This is a genomic window from Streptomyces sp. PTL18 (assembly GCF_059510295.1).
Window position 1 is genome coordinate 291,666 of the sequence record NZ_JCAJZO010000006.1, and the last position, 26,545, is coordinate 318,210.

21 protein-coding genes are annotated in these 26,545 nt (G+C 71.9%); 15 read left to right on the forward strand and 6 right to left on the reverse strand.

The window, feature by feature from the left end:
- Positions 1 to 6: 6 nt before the first annotated feature.
- Together AC5WS8_RS14530 and AC5WS8_RS14535 are read right to left on the reverse strand one after the other, a co-directional pair.
- The gene (locus AC5WS8_RS14530; RefSeq protein ID WP_496103782.1) at positions 7 to 2,091 is read right to left on the reverse strand and encodes a YhgE/Pip family protein; all 2,085 of its coding nucleotides are present in this window, start codon (positions 2,089 to 2,091) and stop codon (positions 7 to 9) included.
- Positions 2,063 to 2,869 carry an ATP-binding cassette domain-containing protein gene (locus AC5WS8_RS14535; RefSeq protein WP_496103783.1) on the reverse strand — a complete coding sequence of 269 codons (807 nt, stop codon included), beginning with the start codon at positions 2,867 to 2,869 and terminating at the stop codon, positions 2,063 to 2,065. The genes AC5WS8_RS14530 and AC5WS8_RS14535 overlap by 29 nt, the downstream gene beginning before the upstream one ends.
- Positions 2,870 to 3,082: 213 nt before the next feature.
- On the opposite strand from AC5WS8_RS14535, the gene AC5WS8_RS14540 reads away from it, so the two are divergent.
- From AC5WS8_RS14540 to AC5WS8_RS14550, 3 genes are all read left to right on the forward strand, one after another.
- Positions 3,083 to 3,622 carry an SAV_6107 family HEPN domain-containing protein gene (locus tag AC5WS8_RS14540; protein WP_496103784.1) on the forward strand — a complete coding sequence of 180 codons (540 nt, stop codon included), beginning with the start codon at positions 3,083 to 3,085 and terminating at the stop codon, positions 3,620 to 3,622.
- Positions 3,623 to 3,769: 147 nt separating this feature from the next.
- Positions 3,770 to 4,540, forward strand: a complete 771-nt coding sequence (locus AC5WS8_RS14545) for a methyltransferase (RefSeq protein ID WP_496103785.1) — start codon at positions 3,770 to 3,772, stop codon at positions 4,538 to 4,540.
- A gap of 276 nt (positions 4,541 to 4,816) precedes the next feature.
- The gene (locus AC5WS8_RS14550; protein WP_496103786.1) at positions 4,817 to 5,200 is read left to right on the forward strand and encodes an SCO2097 family morphological protein; all 384 of its coding nucleotides are present in this window, start codon (positions 4,817 to 4,819) and stop codon (positions 5,198 to 5,200) included.
- Between the two features lie 263 nt (positions 5,201 to 5,463).
- Here the strand turns inward: AC5WS8_RS14550 and AC5WS8_RS14555 are convergent, their stop codons facing one another.
- The 4 genes from AC5WS8_RS14555 to AC5WS8_RS14570 all read right to left on the reverse strand — a co-directional run bounded on the left by AC5WS8_RS14555 (position 5,464) and on the right by AC5WS8_RS14570 (position 11,171).
- Positions 5,464 to 7,965, reverse strand: coding sequence for a transglutaminase TgpA family protein (locus AC5WS8_RS14555; protein ID WP_496103787.1), 2,502 nt, complete (start codon positions 7,963 to 7,965; stop codon positions 5,464 to 5,466).
- Entirely contained in the window at positions 7,962 to 9,320 is a 1,359-nt protein-coding gene (locus AC5WS8_RS14560; RefSeq protein WP_496103788.1) for a DUF58 domain-containing protein, read from the reverse strand. Before AC5WS8_RS14560 ends, AC5WS8_RS14555 begins: the two co-directional genes overlap by 4 nt.
- Positions 9,320 to 10,348 (reverse strand): AAA family ATPase, encoded by a 1,029-nt coding sequence (locus AC5WS8_RS14565; RefSeq protein ID WP_496103789.1) that lies wholly within the window; start codon positions 10,346 to 10,348, stop codon positions 9,320 to 9,322. Before AC5WS8_RS14565 ends, AC5WS8_RS14560 begins: the two co-directional genes overlap by 1 nt.
- A 280-nt stretch (positions 10,349 to 10,628) precedes the next feature.
- The gene (locus AC5WS8_RS14570; RefSeq protein WP_496103790.1) at positions 10,629 to 11,171 is read right to left on the reverse strand and encodes a beta-class carbonic anhydrase; all 543 of its coding nucleotides are present in this window, start codon (positions 11,169 to 11,171) and stop codon (positions 10,629 to 10,631) included.
- Between the two features lie 415 nt (positions 11,172 to 11,586).
- Between AC5WS8_RS14570 and rsmH the strand changes: the two genes are divergently transcribed.
- The 12 genes from rsmH (at position 11,587) to pgeF (ending at position 26,544) form a co-directional block, all read left to right on the forward strand.
- Positions 11,587 to 12,543, forward strand: coding sequence for a 16S rRNA (cytosine(1402)-N(4))-methyltransferase RsmH (gene rsmH, locus AC5WS8_RS14575; RefSeq protein WP_496103791.1), 957 nt, complete (start codon positions 11,587 to 11,589; stop codon positions 12,541 to 12,543).
- A gap of 106 nt (positions 12,544 to 12,649) precedes the next feature.
- Positions 12,650 to 13,270: a cell division protein FtsL gene (ftsL, locus tag AC5WS8_RS14580; protein WP_496103792.1), complete on the forward strand. Its 621-nt coding sequence runs from the start codon at positions 12,650 to 12,652 to the stop codon at positions 13,268 to 13,270.
- Positions 13,271 to 13,275: 5 nt separating this feature from the next.
- Positions 13,276 to 15,246: a peptidoglycan D,D-transpeptidase FtsI family protein gene (locus AC5WS8_RS14585; protein ID WP_496103793.1), complete on the forward strand. Its 1,971-nt coding sequence runs from the start codon at positions 13,276 to 13,278 to the stop codon at positions 15,244 to 15,246.
- Between the two features lie 180 nt (positions 15,247 to 15,426).
- On the forward strand, positions 15,427 to 16,947 hold the full coding sequence (locus tag AC5WS8_RS14590; protein WP_496103920.1) for a UDP-N-acetylmuramoyl-L-alanyl-D-glutamate--2,6-diaminopimelate ligase: 1,521 nt from the start codon (positions 15,427 to 15,429) through the stop codon (positions 16,945 to 16,947).
- Positions 16,948 to 16,951: 4 nt separating this feature from the next.
- Positions 16,952 to 18,367, forward strand: a complete 1,416-nt coding sequence (locus AC5WS8_RS14595) for a UDP-N-acetylmuramoyl-tripeptide--D-alanyl-D-alanine ligase (RefSeq protein WP_496103794.1) — start codon at positions 16,952 to 16,954, stop codon at positions 18,365 to 18,367.
- The gene (gene mraY / locus AC5WS8_RS14600) at positions 18,364 to 19,437 is read left to right on the forward strand and encodes a phospho-N-acetylmuramoyl-pentapeptide-transferase (RefSeq protein ID WP_388987537.1); all 1,074 of its coding nucleotides are present in this window, start codon (positions 18,364 to 18,366) and stop codon (positions 19,435 to 19,437) included. Before AC5WS8_RS14595 ends, mraY begins: the two co-directional genes overlap by 4 nt.
- Positions 19,419 to 20,849 (forward strand): UDP-N-acetylmuramoyl-L-alanine--D-glutamate ligase, encoded by a 1,431-nt coding sequence (murD, locus tag AC5WS8_RS14605; RefSeq protein WP_496103795.1) that lies wholly within the window; start codon positions 19,419 to 19,421, stop codon positions 20,847 to 20,849. Before mraY ends, murD begins: the two co-directional genes overlap by 19 nt.
- Positions 20,850 to 21,126: 277 nt before the next feature.
- Positions 21,127 to 22,446, forward strand: coding sequence for a putative lipid II flippase FtsW (ftsW, locus tag AC5WS8_RS14610; RefSeq protein ID WP_496103796.1), 1,320 nt, complete (start codon positions 21,127 to 21,129; stop codon positions 22,444 to 22,446).
- A 6-nt stretch (positions 22,447 to 22,452) separates the two neighbouring features.
- Positions 22,453 to 23,544, forward strand: coding sequence for an undecaprenyldiphospho-muramoylpentapeptide beta-N-acetylglucosaminyltransferase (murG, locus tag AC5WS8_RS14615; protein WP_496103797.1), 1,092 nt, complete (start codon positions 22,453 to 22,455; stop codon positions 23,542 to 23,544).
- A gap of 22 nt (positions 23,545 to 23,566) precedes the next feature.
- The gene (locus tag AC5WS8_RS14620; RefSeq protein ID WP_496103798.1) at positions 23,567 to 24,352 is read left to right on the forward strand and encodes a cell division protein FtsQ/DivIB; all 786 of its coding nucleotides are present in this window, start codon (positions 23,567 to 23,569) and stop codon (positions 24,350 to 24,352) included.
- Between the two features lie 279 nt (positions 24,353 to 24,631).
- Positions 24,632 to 25,819, forward strand: a complete 1,188-nt coding sequence (gene ftsZ, locus AC5WS8_RS14625; protein WP_496103799.1) for a cell division protein FtsZ — start codon at positions 24,632 to 24,634, stop codon at positions 25,817 to 25,819.
- Entirely contained in the window at positions 25,816 to 26,544 is a 729-nt protein-coding gene (gene pgeF, locus AC5WS8_RS14630; protein ID WP_496103800.1) for a peptidoglycan editing factor PgeF, read from the forward strand. The genes ftsZ and pgeF overlap by 4 nt, the downstream gene beginning before the upstream one ends.
- Position 26,545: the final 1 nt, after the last annotated feature.

A 26,545-nucleotide genomic window follows, 5' to 3' on the forward strand; every position in this document is an offset into this window, starting at 1 on the left:
CGGACCTCACAGGTTCAGCTCCGGGTGCAGCCGGTCGAGCGTCCACACCTGCCTGCGCCGGGCCGACAGGGCGGTCAGCGCGAGGGCGCCCGCCGTGAACGCCGTGAGCACGGCGCACGCCTGCCACACGGGCCCCAGGCCCCCACCAGTGATGAGCCTGCGCAGCGCCTCGACCACGTAACTCATCGGCAGGAAGGGGTGGATCGCGTTGAAGAAGCCCGGCGACGTCTGCACGGGGTAGGTGCCGCCCGCGGACGTCAGCTGGAGCATCAGCAGGGCGAGGACGAGGATCCGGCCGGCCGCCCCGAAGCGGGCGTTGAGCCACTGGACGAGCGCCCCGAAGCACGCCGCCACCAGGAACAGGAACCCGATCGTCCCTGCCGCCCGCGTCATCTCCAGACCGATCGCCCAGTGCAGCACGGCCATCAGGGCGGCCGTCTGCAGTACGCCCACGGCGGCCACCGGCAGCCAGCCCGCCAGTGTGATCCGCCAGGGGGAGGCGCCCGCCGCGAGCGCGCGCCGGTTCATCGGCGGGATCAGCATGTACGCCACCATCGCGCCCACCCACAGGGACAGCGGGATGAAGTACGGTGCGAAACCGGTGCCGTAATTGGGCGCGTGATGCACGTCCCGCGAGGCCAGTTGCACCGGGTCCGCCATGACCTGGGTGCGCCGGTCACGGTCCTGCTTGTCGTAGTCGGGGATCTTCCCCGCGCCGTCGTGCAGTCCGCCGGCGAGCTTCCCGGAGCCGTCGGCGAGCTTGTACATGCCGCCGTTCAGGTCGACGGCGCCCGTCTCCAGCCTGCCGACGCCCGAGTGCAGGTCGGCCGCCCCGGCCCGGGCGGTGCCCAGGCCGGTGTGCAGGGTCCGGGCTCCCCTGGCGACCTCGGCGGCGCCCTTGTTGAGCGCGTCCACCTTCGAGACCGCGTCGTCGAGGTCGTCGGACAGGTGCGGTGCCGCCTCGGCGAGCGCCCGGGCCTGCCGCTGGAGGGTCATCAGGTCCTGCCGCATGGCGGTCATGTCACCGTGGTAGTCCCGCACCACGGTGTTCACGTCCTTGGCGAGCCGCGCCGCGTCCGCCGCGGCGTCCTTCGCCTTCTTCAGGTCCTCGCACGCGGGGTCGGGCAGGACCTGGGTCACACAGCGCTTCCGGTACACCGCGTCCAGCGCCTCGGACGCCTCCCGAGTGCCCTTCTCGGCGACGGGGGCCGTGGTGACGAACGCGTCGAGGTGCCCGCTGATGACGCCCGCCGAGTCGGCCACCAGCGTCGCGGTGTCGGCGATCTGCCGGCCGTCCTTCTTCAGGAAGGGCCGCACCTGGTCGGCCGCGCCGTGCACCCGGTCGGAGAGGGCCTGGGTGCCGTCCGCGACCTGCTGCGCACCGTCCTGGAGGTCGCCCGCCCCCTTGTCGAGCCTGCTCAGGCCGCTCGCCAGCTTCCCGCTGCCCTGCTCGGCCTCGTTCAGCCCGTCCGCGAGGTCCTTGGAGCCCTTCTCCGCCTCGCCGATCCCGCCGGTGAGCCGGTCGGCGCCGTCGGCGGCCTTCACCGTCGCCCCGTGGATGTCCGAGAACGAGATGAAGATCCGGTCCAGGAACGACCGCGAGGCCTTGGTGGAGGCGGCCGCGCGCACCTCGGCGAACACCGTCTTGGAGATCTGCCCGACGATGTAGTTGTTGGCGTCGTTCGTCCGCACCTGGAGGGCGCCCGTGTCGGGGGAGTCGCCGGAGCTGGAGGCGATCCGGGCGCTGAAGTCGGACGGCATGGTCAGCGAGAGGTAGTAGGTGCCGTCCTCAAGGCCCTTCCCGGCCTCGGCGGCGCTCACCCGGTGCCACTCGAAGGTGTCGCTCTTGACCAGTCCCTCGGCGAGGTCGTCGCCCGCGGTGAGCTTCCGGCCGGCCACGGTCGTCCCCTTGTCGTCGTCGACGAGCGCCACGGGGATGCGGTCGAGCCGCCCGTACGGGTCCCAGAACGACCACAGGTACAGAGCGCCGTACAGCAGCGGCAGCAGCAGGAGCGCGACCAGCGCCGCACGCGGCAGCTTTCCCCTGCCGAACCGCCTGAGCTCAAGCGCGGCCAGTTTCGGCGAGCGCATCCGCCGTCTCCTTGTCGTCGTCGCCGTATTCGGTCGGCTCGTCGGGGGTGGTTTCCTGGCGCGCGTGCCGCGCGCCGGGTGCCGTCGGGACCACGACCGCGTCCTCGGGGGCCTCGGTGCACACCGCGAGGACGGTCGTCCCGTCCCCGGTCAGCGACCTCAACAGGTCCCAGACCTCGGCCCGTTCGGCGGGGGACAGCTTGAGGTCGGTGTCGTCGACGGCGAGCAGGCGAGGCCGGCCGATCAGGGCCAGCGCCACCGACAGCCGCAGTGCCTCGAGCCGCTCCAGGTCGCGTACGGCGGTCCGGCGGCCCTTGGGCAGCTCTTCCGGGTCGAGTCCGGCGGCGGCGAGTGCGGTGTCGATCCGGCGTGCCGCCTCGGCCGCCCGGTAACTCCTGGGGCGCAGCCACGCGCGCAGGGAGTCCCCGAACTTGCTTTCCAGCAGGGCGCGTTCGCGCAGGTGCTCGCCGACGGTGAGGGCCGGGTCGAGGTCGGTGACGCCGGGCACGTGCGCGAGCGCGCTGATCCGGCGCACGGCGGACATCCCCTTGGGCAGCCGGTGCCCGTCGACCGTGGCCTGTCCCTCGCTCGGCCTCATCCTCCCGGTGAGCGCGAGCAGCAGACAGGTGCGGCCTGAGCCCGAGGGGCCCTCGACGGCGATGAGCGAGCCGGGCTCCGCGTCGAGGCCGACGTCCCGGAAGGCCCAGCCGCGTGGTCCCTTCAGCCCGAAGCCGGCGGCACTGACGGCGACCCCGGGCGCCGTCTTCTGCATGTCCATGTGCCCCTCGTTCCCCTGGGCGGGGCCCCCAGTCGGGGGACCGCGTCACAGGGCAGTTTTTTTGTACTGACTGGTCAGTATAGAAACTACCCCGAACCTCTGAGCGAAGCAAAAGAGCAGGTCAGAACGGATTGTCAGTGCCATACCCCACGATGGGCACATACGGCAGCCCCTATCAGGGCGTGCCGTCACACAGACGACAGGAGGTTCGTCATGGCCAGCCACCACGCAGCCGCCGCACGTCGGCGCCGCGGCACCGGCCCTGCCCCCTCACTGACCGGCCCGGCGAGCGACGTGCACCCCGTGCTGCGCCGCGCCACGGCCCCGCCCGCCGCTCTCGACCTGCTCGCCCAGGCCCGCGCCGCACTCGAGGAGGCCGCCCTCCTCGAAACACCGAACGAGCGGTACGCCACGGCCCATCTGGCCGCCCTGCGTACCGCCGCCGCCGTGCTCGCCGCGCGCGGGCGCCCGGAGCCGACCGCGCGGCGCCGCGCGAAGATCCGCAGCGCCTGGGAAGTACTCCCGGAGATCGCTCCCGAACTCACCGAGTGGGCGGCGCTGTTCGCCTCCGGCGCCCCCCGCCGTGCCCGCGCCGAGGCCGGCATCCGGGGGGCGGCCGGCACCCGGGACGCGGACGACCTGATACGGGACGTGGCGATGTTCCTGCGCCTGGTCGAGCGGATGCTGGTACTCCAGCCGGTGCTGCCGCAGCCACGGCGGGAAGCCGAGCGGGAGATGCCGGACGCGGGGTGACGGATCCCGGTGGGGCGAGGGGGCCGGGCCGGGGACCGGAGGCAATAGGGTGGAGGCGCCTGAAGTCTTCCGCCCTGGTGACGGGCCGGAAGGCCGTCCGATCGCTCCGCCGAACACCGGCGGCGCCGCGCCGAGGAGTCAACTGCCGTGTCGGACCCCACTCGCCCCCGCGCCTCTCTGCGTACCGCCGTGGTCTGGGAGGTCCTCAGGGACGCCCTCGAGCGCCGCGTCAAGGCCACGGGGCGGGATGTGCTGGACGTCCTGGACACCGGTGGCGGCAGCGGCAACTTCGCCGTGCCCGTCGCCCGCCTCGGCCACCGCGTCACTGTCGTCGACCCCAGCCCGAACGCCCTGTTCGCGCTGGAGCGCCGGGCCGCCGAGGCCGGTGTCGCCGACCGGGTGCAGGGCGTGCAGGGCGACGCACACGGCCTCTTCGACGTGGTCGAGCCCGGCGGCTACGACGTGGTGCTCTGCCACGGCGTCCTGGAGTACGTCGACGACCCCGCCGAGGGTGTCCGCAACGCCGTCGCCGCCCTGCGTCCCGACGGTGTCCTCAGCCTGCTCGCCGCGGGCCTCGGCGGCGCCGTGCTCGCGCGGGCCCTCGCCGGGCACTTCAAGGAGGCCAGGCAGGCGCTCGAAGACCCGAACGGCCGCTGGGGCGAGAGCGATCCCGTGCCGCACCGCTTCACCGCGCAGCAGCTCACCGCGCTCGTCGAGGACGCGGGCCTGCGTGTGGGCGCGGTACACGGCGTGCGGGTCTTCGCGGACCTGGTGCCCGGAGTGCTGGTGGACACCGAGCCGGGCGCCCTGGAGGCACTCCTCGGGCTGGAGGCCGCGGCGGCCGAGGCCCCGGCGTTCCACTCCGTGGCGACGCAGCTGCACGTGCTCGGCGAAACCAAGGGGGCCGCCGAGTCCTGAGCGGCCTGTCGTGACGCCCCGCTGATCAGCGGCTTGGCGGCGGATGGAGTACGCCACAGGCCCTCCGATCGGGCGCTTGGCGCCGTATGATCGGGGGAGACCGACCGGCATGACGGGGCGGCCGCTGGGGAATGAAGATCTCAGTGAGCCGGGACGGGCATGGCGGATTCCGGTTGGCCAATTGGCGTAGAGGGGCGGGTTTCAAGGGGGCGATTCCCTGCCTATCCTGAAGGGGACCCCCGGTCGCCCCGGCGACTGCACGATGAGGAGGACTCCGTGCCGCTCTCGGAGCACGAGCAGCGCATGCTCGAGCAGATGGAGCGAGCGCTGTACGCCGAAGATCCCAAGTTCGCGTCGGCGCTTGAGGGAAGCGGGCTGCGTACGTACACCCGGCGGCGGGTCTACCAGGCGGTCGCGGGCTTCCTCGTGGGTATCGCGCTCCTCATGGCCGGAATGGTCGCGAAGCAGATCTGGGTCAGCGTGGTGGGATTCCTCGTCATGCTGGGCTGCGCGGTGCTCGTGGTGACCGGTTGGCGCAAGGTCCCCAAGCCGGGTGAGCAGGCAGCGCCGGGCATCCGCCCACAGGTGCGCCAGCGACGCTCCATGATGGACCGCATCGAACAGCGCTGGCAGCGCCGACGGGACGAACAGGGCCAGTAGACGAACAGGGCCAGTAGACGAACAGGGCCAGTAGACGAACAGGGCCAGTGGCGGCAGTCCTCCCTCGGGCGCCGGGCCGAAAAACGTGACGCACAGGGGCGACCGGACGGTCGCCCCTGTTGCTGTGCCCGGCGGTGCCCGCCCCTTGACCCGTCGCTGTGGGACTACGGCGCCGGAGCCGTCCGCCCTGCCCGCAAGCCCGTGACCGTACCGCCGGCCGAGAGCCGACGCGGCCTGCCCTGCTGGCAGGCCGCGCCTCCGCCTCAGCTCTCCTGCTGGCCCGACGGGCGGCGCACCAGGGCCGTCCAGCGGACCGACCAGCGGGTCCTCAGGTCGGCCCAGCGGTCCGCGGCCGCCCAAACGGCGCGCATCGCCGACGGTGGGGCCACTGTCGCGCGGAGGCGGGTCCGCCGGCCGGCCGTCGAGCGCAGCGAGGCGCGCAGCCTCCGCACGTCGTCCACCAGACCCGTCTCGGCCCGTGGCTGCGGCGCGTACAGCACCTGCTCCACCGCGCCCGCCACCCGGTGCACGGCCCCGGCCGTCTCGCGGTCCAGCCGACCGAGCCGTACTATCCGCTCGGCCGCCTTCCGCGGGGTCAGCGCGTCGTCCGGCGCGATGCCGTAGTCCCACGCCGTGTCCGTGAGCTCCCGCCACACGGCCAGGGTGTGTTGCACGGCCACCTCGGCCGCCCGGTTCGAGGCGGACTCACCGGGCAGCACCGTCACCCCGACGTCGTCCGCGGCTCCCTCACCGCCGCGATCCCCGCGGCGGACGCGGGCGAGCGGCAGCGCGGACGGAGCATGCTGTGCGGAGGCCAGCCGCACCGAACGGCTCCTGAGCCGCCACAACATCGGCGTCAGCGGCACCGTCACCAGCACCAGACCCAGCAGGGTCCACACCAGCACCCGGTACCACGGCGGACCGCCGTCCCCGGAGCCCGCCGCGAGCTGCGCGGACGGGCTCGGGCACCCCTCCAGCTTCCGCAGGGTCGCCGAGCAGCTCTCGCTCGCGGACGGTGCGGTGGACGGCGCCGTCGACGACGACAGCGACGGCCGGGGCACCACCGGAATGTCCCCGCTCGGCGTGTTCGACTGCGTGTAGGACGGGGTCGACCCCCGGTTCGGGGTCGGCTCGAAACGGGTCCAGCCCACGCCCTCGAAGTACAGCTCCGGCCATGCGTGCGCGTCCCGCAGCCCCACCGACATCGAACCGTCCCCCTGCGGCGACCCCGGGGTGAAGCCGACCGCGACCCGCGCCGGAATCCCCAGCGTCCGCGCCATCGCGGCCATCGCGAAGGAGAAGTGCACGCAGAAGCCCTGCTTGTCCTGCAGGAACCGGGCGATCGCGTTCGGTCCGGTGCCGACCTGCACCTGTGTGTTGTAGGTGAAGCCGCCGTCGACCGCGAAGTAGTCCTGGAGCTTGACCGCCTCCTCGTAGTGGTTCGACGCCCCCGCCGTCACCCTGCGGGCCGTCCGGGCCACCACCGCGGGCAACGACGACGGCACCTTCGTGAACTCGCGCCTCAGCGACGCCGGCGGGTCCGGTGCCTCGGCCAGCTGCTCCGCCGTCGGCTGCACGATCAGACTCTTGACGTCGTACTGAACGCCCCGCGTGTTCTGCCCGTGGTCGCCGACGAGCGTGCGGCCCACCGGCTCGTACCGCCAGCTGCCCTTGATCTGCACGCTTGTCGCCGGGTACGGCATCGGCAGCCAGTCCTGCGCGTACCAGTCCGCCGCCGATATCCGCGTCTCGATCTCGGTCCGCCGCACGCTCCCCGCGAGCCCGGTCGGCGTCGGGAGCGTCTCCGGCACCGAGGTGATGCGCCGCTGAGCGGGCTTCCAGGTGGTGCCGTCGAAGTCGTCCAGGGCGACGATCCGCAGATACAGGTCCTGGGCGTCGTCCGTGTTGGTGCGGTACGCCATGACCTGGCGGTCCTGGTCCACGTTCAGGCTGTCGCGCAGCGACACCAGCGGGTTCACCGCGGAGATCGTGTTGCCGTCGCCGAACCCCGCGCCCACCCCGGCCCCGGTGCCGTCCAGCAGCCCGCCCCGCAGCGAGGGCAGGGCCAGCGGCACCACCAGGGCGACGCCCAGTGCGACCGCGCCGATCCGCCGCCCGGTGCGCACGGGAGCCACCACACCCCCGGAGTCCGCGCCCCGGGCGCGCGGGCCGCCGGTGAAGACCCGCCCCCACTGGGAGAGCCGGTCCCGGCCCTCGGCCAGCAGCAGCATCAGATAGCCGCCCGCGGCCACCAGGAACCACACCCAGTCGGCTCCGCCGTGCGACAGGGCCGTCGCCACCGCGTACAGCGCGAGGAGCGGCAGTCCGGCCGGAGCCACCGCGCGGAAGGTGACCGCCAGCGTGTCCACCAGCAGCCCGATCAGCAGCACTCCTCCGACCGTCATCAGCCGGATGCCGGGCGTCAGCGGCGCCGGACTCGTGTACCGCCCGACATCGTCCCTGCCCGACTGCAGCAGCTCCCCGAAGTGGCGGAAGGTGTCGGGGCCGGGGACGAATCCGGCGAGCGACTGCGCCCGGGCGAAGACCAGGGTGAGCAGCATCAGTGCGACCAGCACCTGGCAGGCGAGGGTCAGCGGACGCGCCAGCGGCACCCGCCGGGTCGCCGCGCCCACCGCGGTCACCACCGCAACCAGCGCCGCCGCCTGGAACAGCCAGGTCGCCGGGGACACCAACGGCAGCAGGGCGCACGACGTCATCAGCGTCGCCGCTGCTGCACAGAGTGCGAGACGTGCCCGCCCGCTCATGACCGTCCCTCCGTGGCGCTCACGGCGCCCACGCCCGTGCGCTGCCGGTCCGCCTCGCGCCACAGGTCCGTCAGGGACACGCCTCGCGGCACGGGCAGGGCGGTCCAGCCCGCCTCGCGCAGCAGCCGCAACCGCTCTTCGCTGCGGTCCCCGGCGGCCGGCACATCGCTCGCGTCGCGTGCCCAGGCGTCGCCGTCCAGCACGAACGCCAGCGCACCGCCGCTGCGCCCGCTCATCTTGGCGGCCACCGCGGCCTGCTCCTCGTCGAGATCGCCGAAGAACGCGATCAGCAGTCCCTCGTTCCCGCCGCGCAGCACGTCGTAGGCACGCGAGAGACCCGCGCCGTCCGAGTGGTCGATCACGGCGAGTGTGTCCATCATCAGCCCGGCCGCGTCCGCGGACTCCTGGCTCGCGCCCGCGAACCCGTCCGCGCCCTCACCGGGCACCGAACTGCCGGTGTCGGTCAACAGCCTTACCGAGTAGCCGCGTTCGAGCATGTGGACCAGCGTGGACGCCGCGCCCGTCACCGCCCACTCGAAGGCCGAGTCCGGGCCCGCACCCTGGAAGGCGATCGCCCGGGTGTCCAGCAGCACCGTGCACCGGGCCCGCTGCGGCTGTTCCTCCCGGCGCACCATCAGCTCGCCGTAGCGTGCGGTGGAGCGCCAGTGCACCCGGCGCAGATCGTCGCCGTACCGGTACCCGCGCGGGATCACGTCGTCCTCGCCGGCCAGCGCCAGCGAGCGCTGCCGCCCGTCGCCGTACCCCTGCGCCTCACCGGCGAACCTGACCGGTGGCAGCGGCTCCACGCGCGGGATGACCGTCAGGGTGTCGTAGGTGGAGAAGGAGCGGGTCAGCTCGCACATCCCGAACGGGTCGGTCAGCCGCAGCTGGAGCGGGCCCAGCGGATAGCGGCCGCGCAGGTCCGAGCGCACGCGGTAGGACACCTCGCGGCGGCCGCCCGCCTCCACCCGGTCCAGGACGAACCGCGGGCGCGGCCCGAGGACGTAGGGCACCCGGTCCTGGAGCATCAGCAGACCGGTGGGCAGCCGCGAGACGTTGTCCATCCGCAGATGGACCCGCGCCTCGGATCCTGCGGGCACCCGCGAGGGGGACAGGCGGCGACTGCCCGCGACCCGGTAGCGCGTGCGGTACAGCACGGTCGTGCACGCCAGGGGCAGCACCGCCAGCAGAAGCCCGACCCGTAGCAGCGCGCCCTGGCCCAGGACGTAGGCGCAGATCCCGGCGGCCACACCGGCGGCCAGGAAGGACCGGCCGCGCGTGGTCAGCCCGGCGAGCGCGGTGCGCAGCCCGCCCCGGCCCTCCTCGGCGGTGCGCGCCGTCCCCCCGTGGGTCATCACAGGCTCCGGGGCGGCTGCTGACCGAAGCCGCTGGACACGGTGAGGCCGGACGGCTGCTGGGGCGTCGCGGGTACGGGGGTGCTCTGCAGGATCTCCTGCACGACCTGCTCCGCCGTGCGGCGGTTGAGCTGGGCCTGGGCGGTGGGCAGCAGCCGGTGGGCCAGGACGGCCACGGCGAGCGCCTGCACGTCGTCCGGCAGTGCGTACTCCCGGCCGGCCAGGGCGGCGGAGGCCTTCGCCGCGCGCAGCAGGTGCAGCGTGGCGCGCGGCGAGGCGCCGAGTCTGAGGTCGGGGTGCGTGCGCGTGGCGGCGACCAGGTCCACCGCGTAGCGCCGGACCGTCTCGGCGACGTGGACGCCGCGGACGGCCTCCACCAGCTTCACGATCTCGTGGGCGTGCGCCACCGGCTGCAGGTCGTCCAGGGGACTGACCCCGCCGTGGATGTCGAGCATCTGCAGTTCGGCGTCGGGGCTGGGGTAGCCGATGGAGACACGGGCCATGAAGCGGTCGCGCTGGGCCTCGGGCAGCGGATAGGTGCCCTCCATCTCCACCGGGTTCTGGGTGGCGACCACCATGAACGGGCTGGGCAGTTCGTACGTCTGGCCGTCGATGGTGACCTGCCGCTCCTCCATCGACTCCAGGAGCGCGGACTGGGTCTTGGGCGAGGCGCGGTTGATCTCGTCGCCGATCACGATCTGGGCGAAGATGGCGCCCGGCTTGAACTCGAAGTCCCGCCGCTGCTGGTCCCAGATGGACACGCCCGTGATGTCCGAGGGGAGCAGGTCGGGCGTGAACTGGATCCGCCGCACGGAGCAGTCGATGGACCGGGCCAGTGCCTTGGCGAGCATGGTCTTGCCCACGCCGGGGACGTCCTCGATCAGAAGGTGCCCCTCGGCGAGCAGCACGGTCAGCGAAAGCCGTACGACCTCGGGCTTGCCCTCGATCACCCCTTCCACCGATCTGCGGACGCGCTCCACAGTGGCGGTCAGATCAGTGAGGCTCGCTCGATCGTCATAGGTCGTCACCCGGCCCTCCTCGGCCCGTTCTTTCTCCGGGCCGACGCTCTGCTGTGCGGACCGGCCCACCCCGAAACACGAACACCACGCGTGAGAAGCTCCGCGTGACGTCACACCCGCATTCTTGCCGCCGTTACCGATTCGTGTCACTCGGCTGTGGATAACTGGCCGCGACATGTCGGCCTTACGGGCATTTTGCTGTACCAGGGCCGGGATCCTTGTCCGAATGGACTTTTCCCGGTGGCCTGCTGACGGCGGGTTGAGTACGGGGTGGGACCCGAACCTGCCGTTACGCCGGGTCGATCTCCCGCAGCAGGCCCGTCTTCACGTCGAACACGAAACCGCGCACGTCGTCCGTGTGCAGCAGGAACGGCGAGGTGCGCACGCGCTGCATCGACTGGCGCACGTCCTGGTCGACGTCGCGGAACGACTCGACCGCCCAGGAAGGCCGCTGGCCGATCTCCATCTCCAGCTCGTGCCGGAACTCCTCGGTCAGCGACTCGAGGCCGCAGCCCGTGTGGTGGATGAGCACGACGCTGCGGGTGCCCAGCGCCCGCTGGCTGATGGTGAGGGAGCGGATGACGTCGTCGGTGACCACGCCCCCCGCGTTGCGGATGGTGTGGCAGTCGCCCAGCTTCAGGCCGAGCGCGGCGTGCAGGTCGAGTCGCGCGTCCATGCAGGCCACGACGGCGACACCGATCACCGGACGGGCGTCCATCCCGGGATCGGTGAACGCGGCGGCGTAGCGCTGGTTGGCCTCGACGAGGCGGTCGGTGACGGAGCCGACTATGGCGCCTTCGGGACCGGCGGGTACGGATGCGGAAGTCGTCATACTCATGACGTTACTGGTCACGGGCGATCTCGGCCTGCTGTGAGAGGGGACAAAGAACGCCACCGCCGCTTGTTGTGAGGTAACCCACACGCGACGGGAAACATCCACCGGACGGGTGAATACTTTCGAATACCGCTGCCGCGGCGGGCCGGTGGCGCCACGCGCATCCCGTTGATTGACCGTGCGAGAGGGTGGACTAAAGTGACGCGAAGCGGGAGGCGAGACGTTCTCCCCGCCCACTGTTCACCCGGAGACGTCGGCGGACCCCGATGACTCCCCGCGTGCGCGGCGCGTACGTACGGTTCGGCCTCCTCCCGCTCCCGGTCGGCTGACGCTTCCGGCGCCGGCAGGCCGCCTCGTGAGCGGGCGGTGACCTGGCGGTGCGATGCGGCCGCGCCGGATCTGAGAGGCCCCCTTGTCCGAGCGTCGACACGTGCCCGTCATGCTCCGGCAGTGCCTGGACATGCTGGCCCCGGCCCTCGCCGCGCCGGGAGCCGTCGTCGTCGACTGCACCCTCGGTCTCGGCGGCCACAGCGAGGCGCTGCTCACGCGGTTCCCCGAAGCCCGGCTCATCGCGCTGGACCGGGACAAGGAGGCGCTGCGCCTGTCCGGGGATCGCCTCGCACCCTTCGGCGACCGTGCCACGCTGGTGCACGCGGTCTACGACGAACTGCCCGGCGTGCTCGCCCGGCTGGGCGTCCCGCGCGTCCAGGGCGTGCTCTTCGACCTCGGTGTCTCCTCCATGCAGCTCGACGAGGCGGAGCGCGGTTTCGCCTACGCCCAGGACGCCCCGCTCGACATGCGCATGGACCAGACGGCGGGCATCAGCGCCGCCGAGGTCCTCAACACCTACCCGGCCGGCGATCTCGTCCGGATCCTGCGGACCTACGGCGAGGAGAAGCAGGCCAAGCGGATCGTGTCCGCGATCGTGCGCGAGCGCGAGAAGGAGCCGTTCACCAACAGCGCCCGGCTCGTGGAGCTGATCCGCGACGCGCTCCCGCAGGCGGTCAAGCGGACCGGCGGCAACCCGGCCAAACGCACGTTCCAGGCGCTGCGCATCGAGGTCAACGGCGAGCTCGCCGTCCTGGAACGGGCGATCCCCGCGGCCGTCAGGGCGCTCGCCGTCGGCGGCCGGATCGCCGTCCTCTCCTACCACTCGCTCGAGGACCGCCTGGTCAAGCAGGTGTTCGCGGCGGGCGCGGCGAGTACCGCGCCCCCCGGACTGCCGGTCGTTCCCGAGCGCTACCAGCCCCGGCTCAAGCTCCTCACCCGCGGTGCCGAACTTCCCACCGAGGAGGAGATCGCCGAGAACCGCCGGGCGGCCCCGGCACGTCTGCGTGGTGCCGAGCGCGTCCGTGAGGACGTCGAGTGAGCCGGGGCACCGAGTGAGCCGTACGACAACCGAGTGAGCTGCACGAAAGGGATGGGTGAGTGAGCAGGAGGCGCGAGGAGGGTGTGAAAGCGCGGCAGGAGGACGTGTGAGCGGCAAACCCGAACTCGGCGGCCGGGCCGCCCGGCTCGCCCGGCTGATCCCCGCCGGCGGCAGCCGGGCCGCCCGTACCCCCTTCGTCCTGCTCGTCGTCGTGCTGCTCGGCGGCGGCCTCATCGGGCTCCTCATGCTGAACTCCGCGCTCAGCGAGGGCGCGTTCCAGCTCGGCGACCTGCAACGGCAGACCAAGAGCCTCACCGACGAGGAGCAGGCCCTCCAGCGGGACGTGGACGCCTACTCCGCCCCCGACGCCCTCCAGCGCCGGGCCCGGGAACTCGGCATGGTCCCCGGCGGCGACCCCGCCTTCCTGAGCCCCGACGGCACGGTCAAGGGCGTCCCCGGGCCCGCCGGACAGCAGGCAACGGCGAGCGGGGCCGCCGTGCGGCCGCCCGAGGCGCTCGGCACCGGCCCCGCCCCGGCGGCACCGCCGTCGCCGTCCGGCTCCACCCGTCCGGCGGCCGTCGGCACGGCCGCGTCCCCGACTCCGGCCGTCGGCACGGCCGCGTCCCCGACTCCGGCCGTCGGCACGGCCGCGTCCCCGACTCCGGCCGTCGGCACGGCCGCCTCCCCGACTCCGCCCGTACACCCCTCCCCGACCCCCGGCAGGTGACGGAAGTGTCCGACAGGGAACCGCCGCGCCGCCGCGTGCCCGGCCCCGCCCGGCCCGTGCGCCCCGACGCCCGGCGCCGTCCGGGCTCCGGTGGCCGCCCGGTACGCCGCCCGGCCCCGGCACGCCGCCCGACCCCGGGCCGCCGTCCCGCCGCGCGCACCATCCGGTTGGGCAGCCCCCGCCCCCGCCTGCGCCTGATCGGCCTCGCACTGACGCTGGTGATGTCCGCCTTCGTCGTGCGGCTGCTCCAGGTGCAGGCCGTGGACGCGAGCACGTACACCGCCAAGGCCGACCAGAACCGCTACGTCGGCCGCACCCTGGCCGCCGTCCGAGGCGACATCACCGACCGCAACGGCGTCGAGCTGGCGAGCAGCGTGGACGCGTACGACATCACGGCCGACCCGACGCTCTTCACGCCCAAGGCCACCAAGGTGGCGGACGCGCCCGAGCAGGCCGCCGCGCTGCTCGCCCCGATCATCGGCCGGGACACCGCCGAGGTCGCCAGGAAGCTGAGGACCCCGGACACCCAGTACGTGCTGCTCGCCCACCGTCAGACGCCTCAGGTGTGGAACCAGATCAAGGATCTGAAGAACACCCTCGCCGCCAAGTCGAGGACGGACCCGAACACGGCCAACGTCCTCGCCGGGGTCCTCGCCGAGCCCACCAACAAGCGTGTCTACCCCAACGGCGACCTCGCCGCCGGGATACTCGGCTGGGTCAACGCCGACGGCAAGGGCGCCGGAGGCGTCGAGCAGCAGCTGAACCAGGAGCTGGCCGGCAAGGACGGCAAGATCCGCTACGCCCAGTCCGGCGGCCGTCTGGTGCCGACCGCGGGCTCCGCCGAGACACCCGCCGTGGCCGGCACCGACATCGAACTGACCATCGACCGGGACATCCAGTGGGCCGCGCAGAGCGCCATCACCGATCAGGTGAAGAAGTCCAAGGCCGACCGCGGGTACGTCGTGGTGCAGGACGCCCGGACCGGTCAGATCCTCGCCCTCGCCAACTCGCCCGGCTTCGACCCCAACGACCTCTCGCACGCCGACTCGGCCGCCCTCGGCAACGCGGCCCTGCAGGACGCCTACGAGCCCGGCTCCACCGCCAAGGTCATGACCATGGCGGCCGTGCTCCAGGAGAACGCCGCGACTCCGCTGACCCACGTCACCGTGCCCAACCGGCTGCACCGCGGCGACCGGCTCTTCGCGGACGACGTAGACCACGCGACCTGGTACCTGACGCTCAACGGCGTCCTCGCCAAGTCCAGCAACATCGGCACCATCCTGGCGGCCGGCCAGCTCGGCAGGACGCAGCCGGAGGCCAACCGGGTGCTGTATTCGTACCTGCGCAAATTCGGCATCGGCCGCCCCACCGGGCTGGACTTCCCGGGCGAGACCGCAGGCATCCTCGCGCCGCCCGACAAGTGGTCGACCTCCCAGCAGTACACGATTCCTTTCGGCCAGGGTGTGTCGATCAACGCCCTGCAGGCCGCGTCCGTCTACTCGACCATCGCCAACGGCGGCGTGCGCGTCGAGCCCTCCCTGGTGCGCGGCACGAAGGGTCCGGACGGCCGTTTCACCCCGGCCCCCGAGCCCAGGAGGACGAGGGTCGTCAGCGACAGGACGGCGAAGGCGCTCGCCCGGATGCTGGAGGCCGTCGTGGACGACGGACAGGGAACGGGCAACAAGGCGCGCATTCCCGGCTACCGCGTCGCGGGTAAGACGGGTACGGCCAACCGCGTGGATCCGGCCACCGGCACGTACCGCGGATACACGTCCTCCTTCGCCGGGTTCGCCCCCGCGGACAACCCGCGCATCACCGTCTACTGCGCGATCCAGAACGCCACGAAGGGCAGCTACTTCGGCGGCGACATCTGCGGCCCCGTCTTCAAGCAGGTGATGGAGTTCGCCCTGAAGACCCTCCAGGTCCCGCCCACCGGAGCCGCTCCCGCGAACCTGCCCGTCACGTTCACGCCATGATCAGCACTACGAAGCACTACGGGAAAGACCGACCAGGAACAGCTCGTGACAACGATCACTCCCGACCCCGGGAACCCCACCCCGCCCTCGCCCTCGCTTCGCTCCTGCGGGGGTGTGCCCGGTACGCTCACCGCCGTGCCACACGCTGATCAGTCCTCCACCACCCATAAGGGCGCTTCCGTGACATATCCGGGACCGCCCAGGCCGGTTCACGTCTCCGCCACCCCCCTCACGGAGCTCGCCGGCCAGCTGGGTATCACCGCGCCGGAGGGAGCCGCCGAGGTCACGGGCATCACCCACGACTCGCGCGCCGTCCGTCCCGGTGACCTGTACGCCGCCCTGCCCGGCGCCCGAGCGCACGGTGCCGACTTCGTCACCCAGGCCGCCGGACTCGGCGCGGTCGCCGTGCTGACCGACCCGACGGGCGCCGAGCGCGCCGCCGTGACCGGACTGCCGGTCCTGGTGGTGGACGACCCGCGTGGACGGATGGGCGGGCTGGCGGCCACGATCTACGGCCACCCCGGCCGCGATCTGCTCCAGATCGGCATCACCGGCACCTCCGGCAAGACCACCACCGCCTATCTCGTCGAGGGCGGCCTGAAGACGGCCCGCTCCACCGGGCTCATCGGCACGGTCGAGATGCGCATCGGCGAGACCCGCATCAAGTCCGAGCGCACCACCCCCGAGGCCACCGACCTGCAGGCCCTGTTCGCGGTCATGCGCGAGCGCGGGGTCGAGGCGGTCGCCATGGAGGTCTCCAGCCACGCGCTGGTCCTCGGCCGGGTCGACGGCTGCGTGTTCGACGTCGCCGTCTTCACCAACCTCAGCCCGGAACACATGGAGTTCCACTCCGGCATGGAGGACTACTTCCGGGCGAAGGCGCAGCTGTTCACGCAGAAGCGCAGCAGGCTCGGCGTGGTCAACGTCGACGACGAGTACGGCCGCAGGCTCGCCAGGGAGGCCGGCGTCCCGGTCGTCACGTACTCCGCCGAGGGCCACCCCGACGCCGACTGGCGTGCCGAGGACGTCCACATCGGCCCGCTGGACTCCACGTTCACCGTGATCGGTCCCAAGGAGCAGCGGATCGCCGCCAGGTCGCCGCTGCCGGGCCCGTTCAACGTGGCGAACACCCTCGCCGCGATCGTCGCCCTGGCCGAGGCCGGGCTGGATCCGCAGACCGCCGCCGACGGAGTGGCCGCCGTCCCGGGCGTCCCCGGGCGCCTGGAGCGCGTGGACGCCGGGCAGCCGTACCTCGCGGTCGTCGACTACGCCCACAAGACCGACGCCGTCGAGTCGGTGCTGCGCGCCCTGCGCAAGGTCACCGAGGGCAGCCTGCACGTCGTCATCGGCTGCGGCGGCGACCGTGACACCACCAAGCGCGGCCCGATGGGCGCCGCCGCGGCCCGGCTCGCCGACACCGCCGTACTGACCTCCGACAACCCGCGCTCCGAGGACCCCCTCGCGATCCTCGCCACCATGCTCCAGGGCGCCGCGTCCGTGCCCGCGCACGAGCGCGGCGAGGTCCAGGTCTTCGAGGACCGGGCCGCCGCCATCGAAGCCGCCGTCGCCCGCGCGCGGCCGGGGGACACCGTGCTCGTCGCGGGCAAGGGCCACGAACAGGGCCAGGACATCGCCGGAGTGGTCCGTCCCTTCGACGACCGCCAGGTGCTTCGCGAAGCTATCCAGAAGACCCAGGGATGAACTTGTGATCGCCCTCTCCCTCGCCGAGATCGCAGAAGCCGTCGGCGGGCAGACGCATGACATACCGGACTTGTCCGTCCAGGTCACCGGGCCGGTCGTCCGGGACTCCCGCGAGGTGGGGCCCGGCTGCCTCTTCGTCGCCTTCGTCGGCGAACGCGTGGACGGCCACGACTTCGCGCAGGCGGCCGTCGAGGCGGGCGCCGCCGCCGTCCTGGCGTCGCGCCCCGTCGGCGTGCCCGCGATCGTCGTGGACGACGTCCAGGCCGCCCTCGGCGCCCTCGCGCGTCACGTCGTCTCCCGACTGGGGGCGACCCTCGTGGCCCTCACCGGCTCGGCGGGCAAGACCAGTACCAAGGACCTGATCGCCCAGGTGCTGCAGCGCAAGGCGCCGACCGTGTTCACACCCGGCTCGCTCAACAACGAGATCGGACTGCCGCTGACCGCCCTCAGCGCCACCGAGGAGACCAGGTTCCTGGTCCTGGAGATGGGCGCCCGCGGCATCGGCCACATCCGCTACCTCACCGGGCTGACGCCGCCGAAGGTCGGGGTCGTGCTCAACGTCGGCTCCGCCCACATCGGCGAGTTCGGCGGCCGCGAGCAGATCGCACAGGCGAAGGGCGAGCTCGTCGAGAGCCTGCCCGCCGCGGACGCCGGCGGCATCGCGGTCCTCAACGCCGACGACCCGTATGTGCGTGCCATGACCTCCCGTACGAAGGCGAAGGTGATCCTTTTCGGAGAGTCCGACGAAGCGGACGTACGCGCCGAGAACGTGCGGCTCACGGACAGCGGACAGCCCGCCTTCAGACTTCTCACACCCTCCGGTGCATCCGATGTGACCATGCGCCTGTACGGTGAGCACCACGTGTCGAACGCGCTCGCCGCGGCCGCCGTCGCCCATGAGCTGGGCATGTCCGCAGACGAGATCGCCGTCGCGCTCTCCGAGGCGGGCTCCCTCTCCCGCTGGCGGATGGAGGTCACCGAGCGCCCTGACGGCGTGACCATCGTCAACGACGCCTACAACGCCAACCCGGAGTCCATGAAGGCCGCCCTGCGCGCGCTGGCCGCCATGGGCCAAGGACGGCGGACCTGGGCGGTGCTCGGCAAGATGGCCGAGCTCGGGGACGAGGCGCTCGCCGAGCACGACGCGGTCGGACGGCTCGCCGTCCGGCTCAACGTCAGCAAGCTCGTCGCGGTCGGGGGCAGGGAAGCGTCCTGGCTGCAACTGGGCGCATATAACGAGGGTTCGTGGGGTGAGGAGTCGGTGCACGTGTCCGACGCACAGGCGGCGATCGACCTGTTGCGCAGCGAGTTGCGCCCGGGAGACGTCGTACTCGTGAAGGCGTCCCGGTCGGTCGGGCTCGAGAGCGTGGCGCAGGCGCTGCTCGAGACCGGTGCCGAGGGTGAGGTTGCCGCCCGATGATGAAGCAGATCCTGTTCGCAGGAGTCATTGGCCTCTTCCTGACACTGGTCGGCACGCCGCTGCTGATCAAGCTGCTGGCCCGCAAGGGCTACGGCCAGTACATCCGCGACGACGGACCGCGCGAACACGCCAGCAAACGCGGTACGCCGACCATGGGCGGTATCGCCTTCATCCTGTCGACGATCGCCGCGTACTTCCTGTCCAAGGTGATCACCGGCTACTCGCCGAACTACTCCGGGCTGCTGGTGCTCGCGCTGATGGCGGGCATGGGCCTGGTCGGCTTCCTGGACGACTACATCAAGATCGTCAAGCGTCGGTCGCTCGGCCTGCGCGCCAAGGCGAAGATGGCCGGACAGCTGATCGTCGGTATCGCCTTCGCGGTGCTGGCGCTGCAGTTCGCCGACAGCCACGGCAACACCCCGGCCTCCACCAAGCTCTCCTTCGTGCAGGACTTCGGCTGGACCATCGGCCCGGTGCTGTTCGTCATCTGGGCCCTCTTCATGATCCTCGCGATGTCGAACGGCGTGAACCTCACCGACGGTCTCGACGGCCTGGCCACCGGCGCCTCCGTGCTCGTGTTCGGCGCGTACACGTTCATCGGCGTCTGGCAGTTCCAGGAGTCCTGCGCCAACGCCATGACGCTGACCAACCCGTCGGCCTGCTACCAGGTGCGCGACCCCCTCGACCTCGCCATCGTCGCCTCGGCGCTGATGGGCTCGTGCCTGGGCTTCCTGTGGTGGAACACCTCACCCGCCAAGATCTTCATGGGCGACACCGGGTCGCTCGCGCTGGGCGGCGCGCTCGCCGGCCTCGCCATCTGCTCCCGCACCGAGCTGCTGCTCGCGCTGCTGGGCGGTCTGTTCGTCCTGATCACCATGTCGGTCGTGATCCAGGTCGGCTCCTTCCGCCTCACCGGCAAGCGGGTCTTCCGGATGGCGCCGCTCCAGCACCACTTCGAGCTCAAGGGCTGGTCCGAGGTCCTGGTGGTGGTCAGGTTCTGGATCATCCAGGGTATTTGCGTGGTCGTCGGACTGGGCATCTTCTACGCAGGATGGGCAGCGGAAAAGTGACCGACTGGCAGGGCAGGCACGTCACCGTCGCGGGGCTCGGCGTCTCGGGTGTCCCCGCGGCCAAGGTGCTGCACGGGCTCGGCGCGGTCGTGACCGTGGTCAACGACGGCGACGACGAGCGGGCCCGGGCGCAGGCCGCGGAGCTGGCGGCGCTCGGGATCACGGTCCGGCTGGGAGACGGCGCGACCCTGCCCGAAGGCACCGAGTTGATCGTCACCGCGCCCGGCTGGAAGCCGGACAAGCCGCTGTTCGCCGCCGCCGAGAAGGCGGGTGTGCCGGTCTGGGGCGACGTCGAGCTGGCCTGGCGGCTGCGCGGCCCCGACGCCGCGCCCTGGCTCGCGGTCACCGGCACCAACGGCAAGACCACCACCGTGCAGATGCTCGCCTCCATCCTGAAGGCGGCGGGCCTGCGCACGGCCGCCGTCGGCAACATCGGGGTCTCACTCCTCGACGTCGTCCTCGGCGAGGAGGAGTACGACGTGCTGGCGGTGGAGTTGTCGAGCTATCAGCTCCACTGGGCGCCCTCGCTGCGCGCCCACTCCGCCGCCGTGCTGAACCTGGCACCCGACCACCTCGACTGGCACGGCTCGATGGAGGCCTACGCCAGGGACAAGGGCCGTGTCTACGAGGGCAATCGGGTCGCCTGCGTCTACAACGTCGCCGACAAGGCCACCGAGGACCTGGTGCGCGAGGCGGACGTGGAGGAGGGCTGCCGGGCCGTCGGCTTCACGCTGGGCACGCCCGCGCCGTCCCAACTCGGCGTGGTGGACGGCATCCTGGTGGACCGCGCCTTCGTCGAGAACCGGCAGAAGAACGCGCAGGAGCTGGCGGAGGTCTCCGACGTCGACCCGCCCGCCCCGCACAACATCGCCAACGCCCTTGCGGCGGCGGCCCTCGCACGCGCCTTCGGAGTGCCCGCCGCGGCCGTACGGGACGGCCTGCGCGCCTTCCGGCCGGACGCGCACCGCATCGAGCACGTCGCGGACGTGGACGGCGTCGCGTACGTCGACGACTCCAAGGCCACCAACACGCATGCGGCCGGGGCCTCGTTGGCGGCGTACGAGCCGATCGTGTGGATCGCGGGCGGGCTCGCCAAGGGCGCCACCTTCGACGAACTGGTCGCGGGGGCGGCGCAACGGCTCCGGGGCGTGGTGCTCATCGGCGCGGACCGGGCGCTGATCCGCGAAGCCCTCGCGCGACACGCGCCGGAAGTACCCGTGGTGGACCTCGAACGGACCGACACTGGGGCGATGCGGGCGGCTGTGACCGAGGCGCGGAAGCTGGCGCATCCGGGTGACACCGTGTTGCTGGCCCCTGCCTGCGCCTCGATGGACATGTTCGCCAACTACAACAAGCGTGGGGATGCGTTCGCGGAGGCCGTTCGCGAACTCGGTGAGGGCGCGGACGCCTGACGACGGGTCCCGGCCACCGCCGGTGGCTTGGGGACCCTTGGAGGGACGCGTGAGGCATATGTGGCCAGTGCCCCGGCAGGCAACGTCTGCCCGTCAAGGAGCGGCATCCGGTGCGTGCTCCGGGGGTCCCCCTGCTCGAAGAGCTTGGGAGAGCGTGCCGGGTGTCGCGACGGGGCGCACGTCGCCTGTTGGGGCACGGGTGTTTCCCCGGCTGTCCGCCGGCGGTACGGCGACGACGAGGTGAGCGGTGGCATCGAGTAGCCGTACCCCACCGCGCGTGGCGAAGCGTCCCCCCGTCGCCTCGCCGCCGCGCGACAACGCCCTCACCCGGCTCGTGGCGCGGGCCCGGCGGGCCTGGGACAGGCCCCTCACCGCCTACTACCTCATCCTCGGCAGCAGTCTGCTGATCACGGTGCTGGGTCTGGTGATGGTCTACTCGGCCTCCCAGATCACCGCGCTGCAGATGTCGCTGCCCGGGTCGTACTTCTTCCGCAAGCAGTTCCTCGCGGCCGCGATCGGGGCCCTGCTGATGCTCGTCGCCTCACGGATGCCCGTGAAGCTGCACCGGGCACTGGCGTACCCGATCCTGGCCGGTGCCCTCTTCCTGCTCGTCCTGGTGCAGGTCCCGGGGGTGGGGATGGCGGTCAACGGCAACCAGAACTGGATCTCGCTGGGCGGCTCCTTCCAGATCCAGCCCAGCGAGTTCGGCAAGCTGGCGCTCGTGCTGTGGGGCGCCGACCTGATCGCGCGCAAGCAGGACAAGCGGCTGCTCGCGCAGTGGAAGCACATGCTGGTGCCGCTCGTTCCGATGGCGTTCCTGCTGCTCGGGCTGATCATGCTGGGCGGCGACATGGGTACGACGATCATCCTGACCGCGATCCTGTTCGGGCTGCTGTGGCTGGCAGGGGCGCCCACACGCCTGTTCGCCGGTGTGCTGAGCATCGCCGTGGTGCTCGGTGCCCTCGCCATCGAGAGCAGCCCGCACCGTCTGAACCGGCTGGCCTGCATCGGCGCGACCGATCTGGGGCCGAACGACATCTGCTGGCAGGGTGTGCACGGCCTGTACGCTCTCGCCTCGGGCGGGATCTTCGGTTCCGGACTCGGTGCCAGTGTGGAGAAATGGGGACAACTCCCCGAGGCGCACACGGACTTCATCTTCGCCGTGACCGGTGAGGAACTGGGCCTCGCGGGCACGCTGTCGGTACTGGCCCTGTTCGCGGCTCTAGGCTATGCGGGTATCCGCGTGGCCGGACGCACGGAGGACCCCTTCGTGAGGTACGCCGCGGGAGGCGTGACCACCTGGATCATGGCCCAGGCCGTGATCAACATGGGTGCGGTGCTCGGCCTGCTGCCGATCGCCGGAGTCCCGCTCCCGCTGTTCTCCTACGGGGGATCCGCCCTGCTGCCGACCATGTTCGCCATCGGGCTGCTGATCGCCTTCGCGCGCGACGAGCCCGCTGCGCGGGCGGCGCTTGCGATGCGGCAACCCCGCTTTGGTAGAAAGCGGGCGGGAGGCTCTGTGTCTGACCGGGGGCCTCGGAGATGGAACACGATGCGACGGCGTGCCTCGGCGGCGCGTTCGTCCGGAGAGCGGTGAATTTCGGTGCATGTCGTACTCGCCGGTGGGGGGACCGCCGGCCACATCGAGCCCGCGCTCGCCCTCGCGGACGCCCTGCGCAGGCAGGATCCGACCGTGGGGATCACGGCCCTGGGCACGGAGCGCGGGCTGGAGACCAGGCTCGTCCCCGAGCGGGGCTATGAACTCGCGCTGATCCCCGCCGTCCCCCTGCCGCGCAAGCCGACCCCCGAACTGATCACGGTCCCCGGACGGCTGCGGGGCACGATCAAGGCGGCCGAGCAGATCCTCGAGCGCACCAAGGCGGATGTCGTCGTCGGCTTCGGCGGCTATGTCGCCCTGCCCGGCTACCTGGCCGCCAAGCGCCTCGGCGTGCCGATCGTCATCCACGAGGCCAACGCACGCCCCGGCCTCGCCAACAAGATCGGCTCGCGGTACGCCGCACAGGTCGCCGTCTCCACCCCCGACAGCAAGCTGCGCGGCGCCCGCTACATCGGCATCCCGCTGCGCCGCTCCATCGCCACCCTGGACCGCGCCGCCATGCGGCCCGAGGCCCGCGCCGCGTTCGGACTGGACCCGAACCTGCCGACGCTGCTGGTCTCCGGCGGCTCCCAGGGGGCCCGGCGGCTCAACGAGGTCGTCCAGCAGGTCGCCCCGTACCTCCAGCAGTCCGGCATCCAGATCCTGCACGCGGTCGGCCCGAAGAACGAACTGCCGCAGGTGCACCAGATGCCGGGGATGCCGCCCTACATCCCGGTAAGTTATCTGGACCGGATGGACCTCGCGTACGCCGCGGCCGACATGATGCTCTGCCGTGCGGGCGCGATGACCGTCGCCGAACTCTCCGCCGTCGGACTGCCCGCCGCGTACGTTCCGCTGCCCGTCGGCAACGGCGAACAGCGGCTGAACGCCCAGCCGGTGGTCAAGGCCGGCGGCGGACTGCTGGTCGACGACGCGGAACTCACGCCCGAGTGGGTCCAGCAGAACGTCCTGCCGGTGCTCGCCGACCCGCACCGGCTGTACCAGATGTCGCGTTCCGCCGGCGAGTTCGGCCGCCGTGACGCCGACGAGCTGCTGGTCGGCATGGTGTACGAGGCGATCGCCTCGCGCCACCAGTAACACGTGAGGGAAGGCAGGAGCCGTGGCCGGACCGACGACCGCCGAGCGCGGAGAGCGCAAGCAGGTTCGGCCCGGCCCGCCCCGGCCGCCCCGGATCCGGCGGCTGCTCACCCTTCGTATGCTCATCATCCTTTCGCTGGCGGCGGTGTTGGCGGGGTGCGGCTCGCTCTGGTTGCTGTACGGCTCGCCGTGGCTGCGCGTGGGGCATGTCTCCGTCTCCGGCACCCGGGTGCTGACGCCGGCCCAGGTGCGTGAGGCGGCCGGAGTGCGGATCGGATCGCCGTTGATTTCCGTCGGCACCGACGCGATCGAGGCGCGTGTGCGCCGGAAACTGCCCCGAATTGACGCGATTGAGGCCGTCCGCTCCTGGCCCCATGGAATCGAGCTGAAAGTGACCGAACGTACTCCGGTCCTGGTCGTCAAAACCGGCGGAAAGTTCGTCGAAGTGGACAGGGAGGGCGTACGGTTCGCCACGGTTCGGCAGGCTCCGAAGGGCATCCCGGCTCTGGAATTGAAGGTGTCGAAGTCGGCGGGCTGGCGCCGATTCGGAACCGACCGGATGGCCCGCGAGGCCGCGCGCGTGGCCCAGGACGTACCGGCCCTGGTCAAGCGGGACATCCGGACGGTCAGGGTCCGTTCCTACGACGCCATCTCGCTGGAGCTGGGCGACGGCCGGACGGTGATGTGGGGCAGCAGCGAGAGGGGCCGTGCGAAGGCCGCCGCGCTGACCGCGCTGATGAAAGCCGCGTCGGGTGCGCGGCACTTCGACGTCAGCGTTCCCACCGCTCCGGCGTCATCGGGGAGTTGACGCACATCTGCGCAGGCCAGCACCCTGGTTGGGCACTGCTACGGCTGATCACATAGGGTGAAAAGAAAAACGGGAGGTTCGGCGTGTTCGTTGAACGGGCGCCACTTGTCGACTTAGTGTCCTGTTCGGAAGAGTCCAAGGAACAGACACACTGGTAACCCTAAACTTCAGCGTTAGGGTTCGGGTCGGCGTTCGGACCGTCCCATTCGGCATCCGCCGTCGGGCCGCGGGTCACCCGCGGGACGACGGCAACGTAATTCGAGGCGAGAGGCCTTCGACGTGGCAGCACCGCAGAACTACCTCGCAGTCATCAAGGTCATCGGTGTCGGCGGCGGTGGTGTCAATGCCATCAACCGGATGATCGAGGTCGGTCTCAAGGGCGTCGAGTTCATCGCCATCAACACCGACGCGCAAGCTCTGTTGATGAGCGACGCCGACGTCAAGCTGGACGTCGGCCGGGAACTCACGCGCGGACTCGGCGCCGGGGCCAACCCGGAGGTCGGCCGCAAGGCCGCCGAGGACCACCGCGAGGAGATCGAGGAGGTCCTCAAGGGGGCCGACATGGTCTTCGTGACGGCCGGTGAAGGCGGCGGCACCGGCACCGGCGGGGCGCCCGTCGTGGCCAACATCGCGCGCTCGCTCGGCGCGCTCACCATCGGCGTGGTCACGCGCCCGTTCACCTTCGAGGGACGGCGCCGCGCGAACCAGGCGGAGGACGGCATCGCGGCCCTCCGCGAAGAGGTCGACACCCTCATCGTCATCCCGAACGACCGGCTGCTGTCCATCTCGGACCGCCAGGTCTCCGTCCTCGACGCGTTCAAGTCCGCGGACCAGGTCCTGCTCTCCGGTGTCCAGGGCATCACCGATCTCATCACCACGCCCGGCCTGATCAACCTCGACTTCGCGGACGTCAAGTCCGTGATGTCCGAAGCCGGTTCCGCCCTCATGGGCATCGGCTCCGCCCGCGGCGACGACCGCGCGGTGGCCGCGGCCGAGATGGCGATCTCCTCGCCGCTGCTCGAGGCGTCCATCGACGGCGCCCGCGGTGTGCTGCTGTCCATCTCCGGCGGCTCCGACCTCGGCCTGTTCGAGATCAACGAGGCCGCCCAGCTGGTGAGCGAGGCCGCGCACCCCGAGGCCAACATCATCTTCGGTGCGGTGATCGACGACGCCCTCGGTGACGAGGTCCGGGTCACCGTGATCGCCGCCGGCTTCGACGGCGGCCAGCCCCCGGCCAAGCGGGAGAACGTCCTCGGCTCGTCCTCCGCCAAGCGCGAGGAGCCGGTCCGCCCCGTCGAGAGCCGCCCGACCTTCGGCTCGCTCGGCAGCGTCACGCCGAAGGAGGCCCCGGAGCCCGCGCCGGAGCCGGTGGCGGACCTCCCGGTGCCCCCGCCGTCGGTCCCGCCGTCGCGGACCTACTCGGACAGCGCGGCCGAGGAACTGGACGTGCCGGACTTCCTCAAGTGATAGGACAGCACGACACCGTGAGCGGCGCGCACTTCGCCTTCACCGACCGGTGGGGCGGGGTGAGCGCCGCTCCGTACGAGGAGCTCAATCTCGGCGGCGCGGTCGGCGACGACCCCGGCGCCGTGCGCACCAACCGGGAGCTGGCCGCGAAGTCGCTGGGCCTGGATCCGGCCCGGGTGGTGTGGATGAACCAGGTGCACGGCGCCGACGTGGCCGTCGTGGACGCCCCCTGGGGTGAAAATCCGGTGCCCGAGGTGGACGCGATCGTCACCTCCCGGCGCGGCCTCGCCCTCGCGGTGCTCACCGCCGACTGCACCCCCGTCCTGCTCGCCGACCCTGTCGCGGGGATCGCGGCCGCCGCCCACGCCGGCCGGCCCGGCATGGTGGCCGGGGTCGTCCCCGCCGCCGTCCGCGCGATGACGGAACTGGGCGCCTCCCCCTCCAGGATCGTCGCCCGCACGGGACCGGCGGTCTGCGGCCGGTGCTACGAGGTGCCGGAGGCGATGCGCGCCGAGGTGTCCGCCGTCGAACCGGCGGCACACGCCGAGACGAGCTGGGGCACTCCCGCGGTCGACGTGACCGCCGGCGTGCACGCTCAGCTCGACCGGCTCGGGGTGTGCGACCGGGCGCAGTCGCCGGTGTGCACGCTGGAGTCGGACGATCACTTCTCGTACCGCCGCGACCGGACCACCGGTCGGCTCGCGGGCTATGTCTGGCTGGACTGAT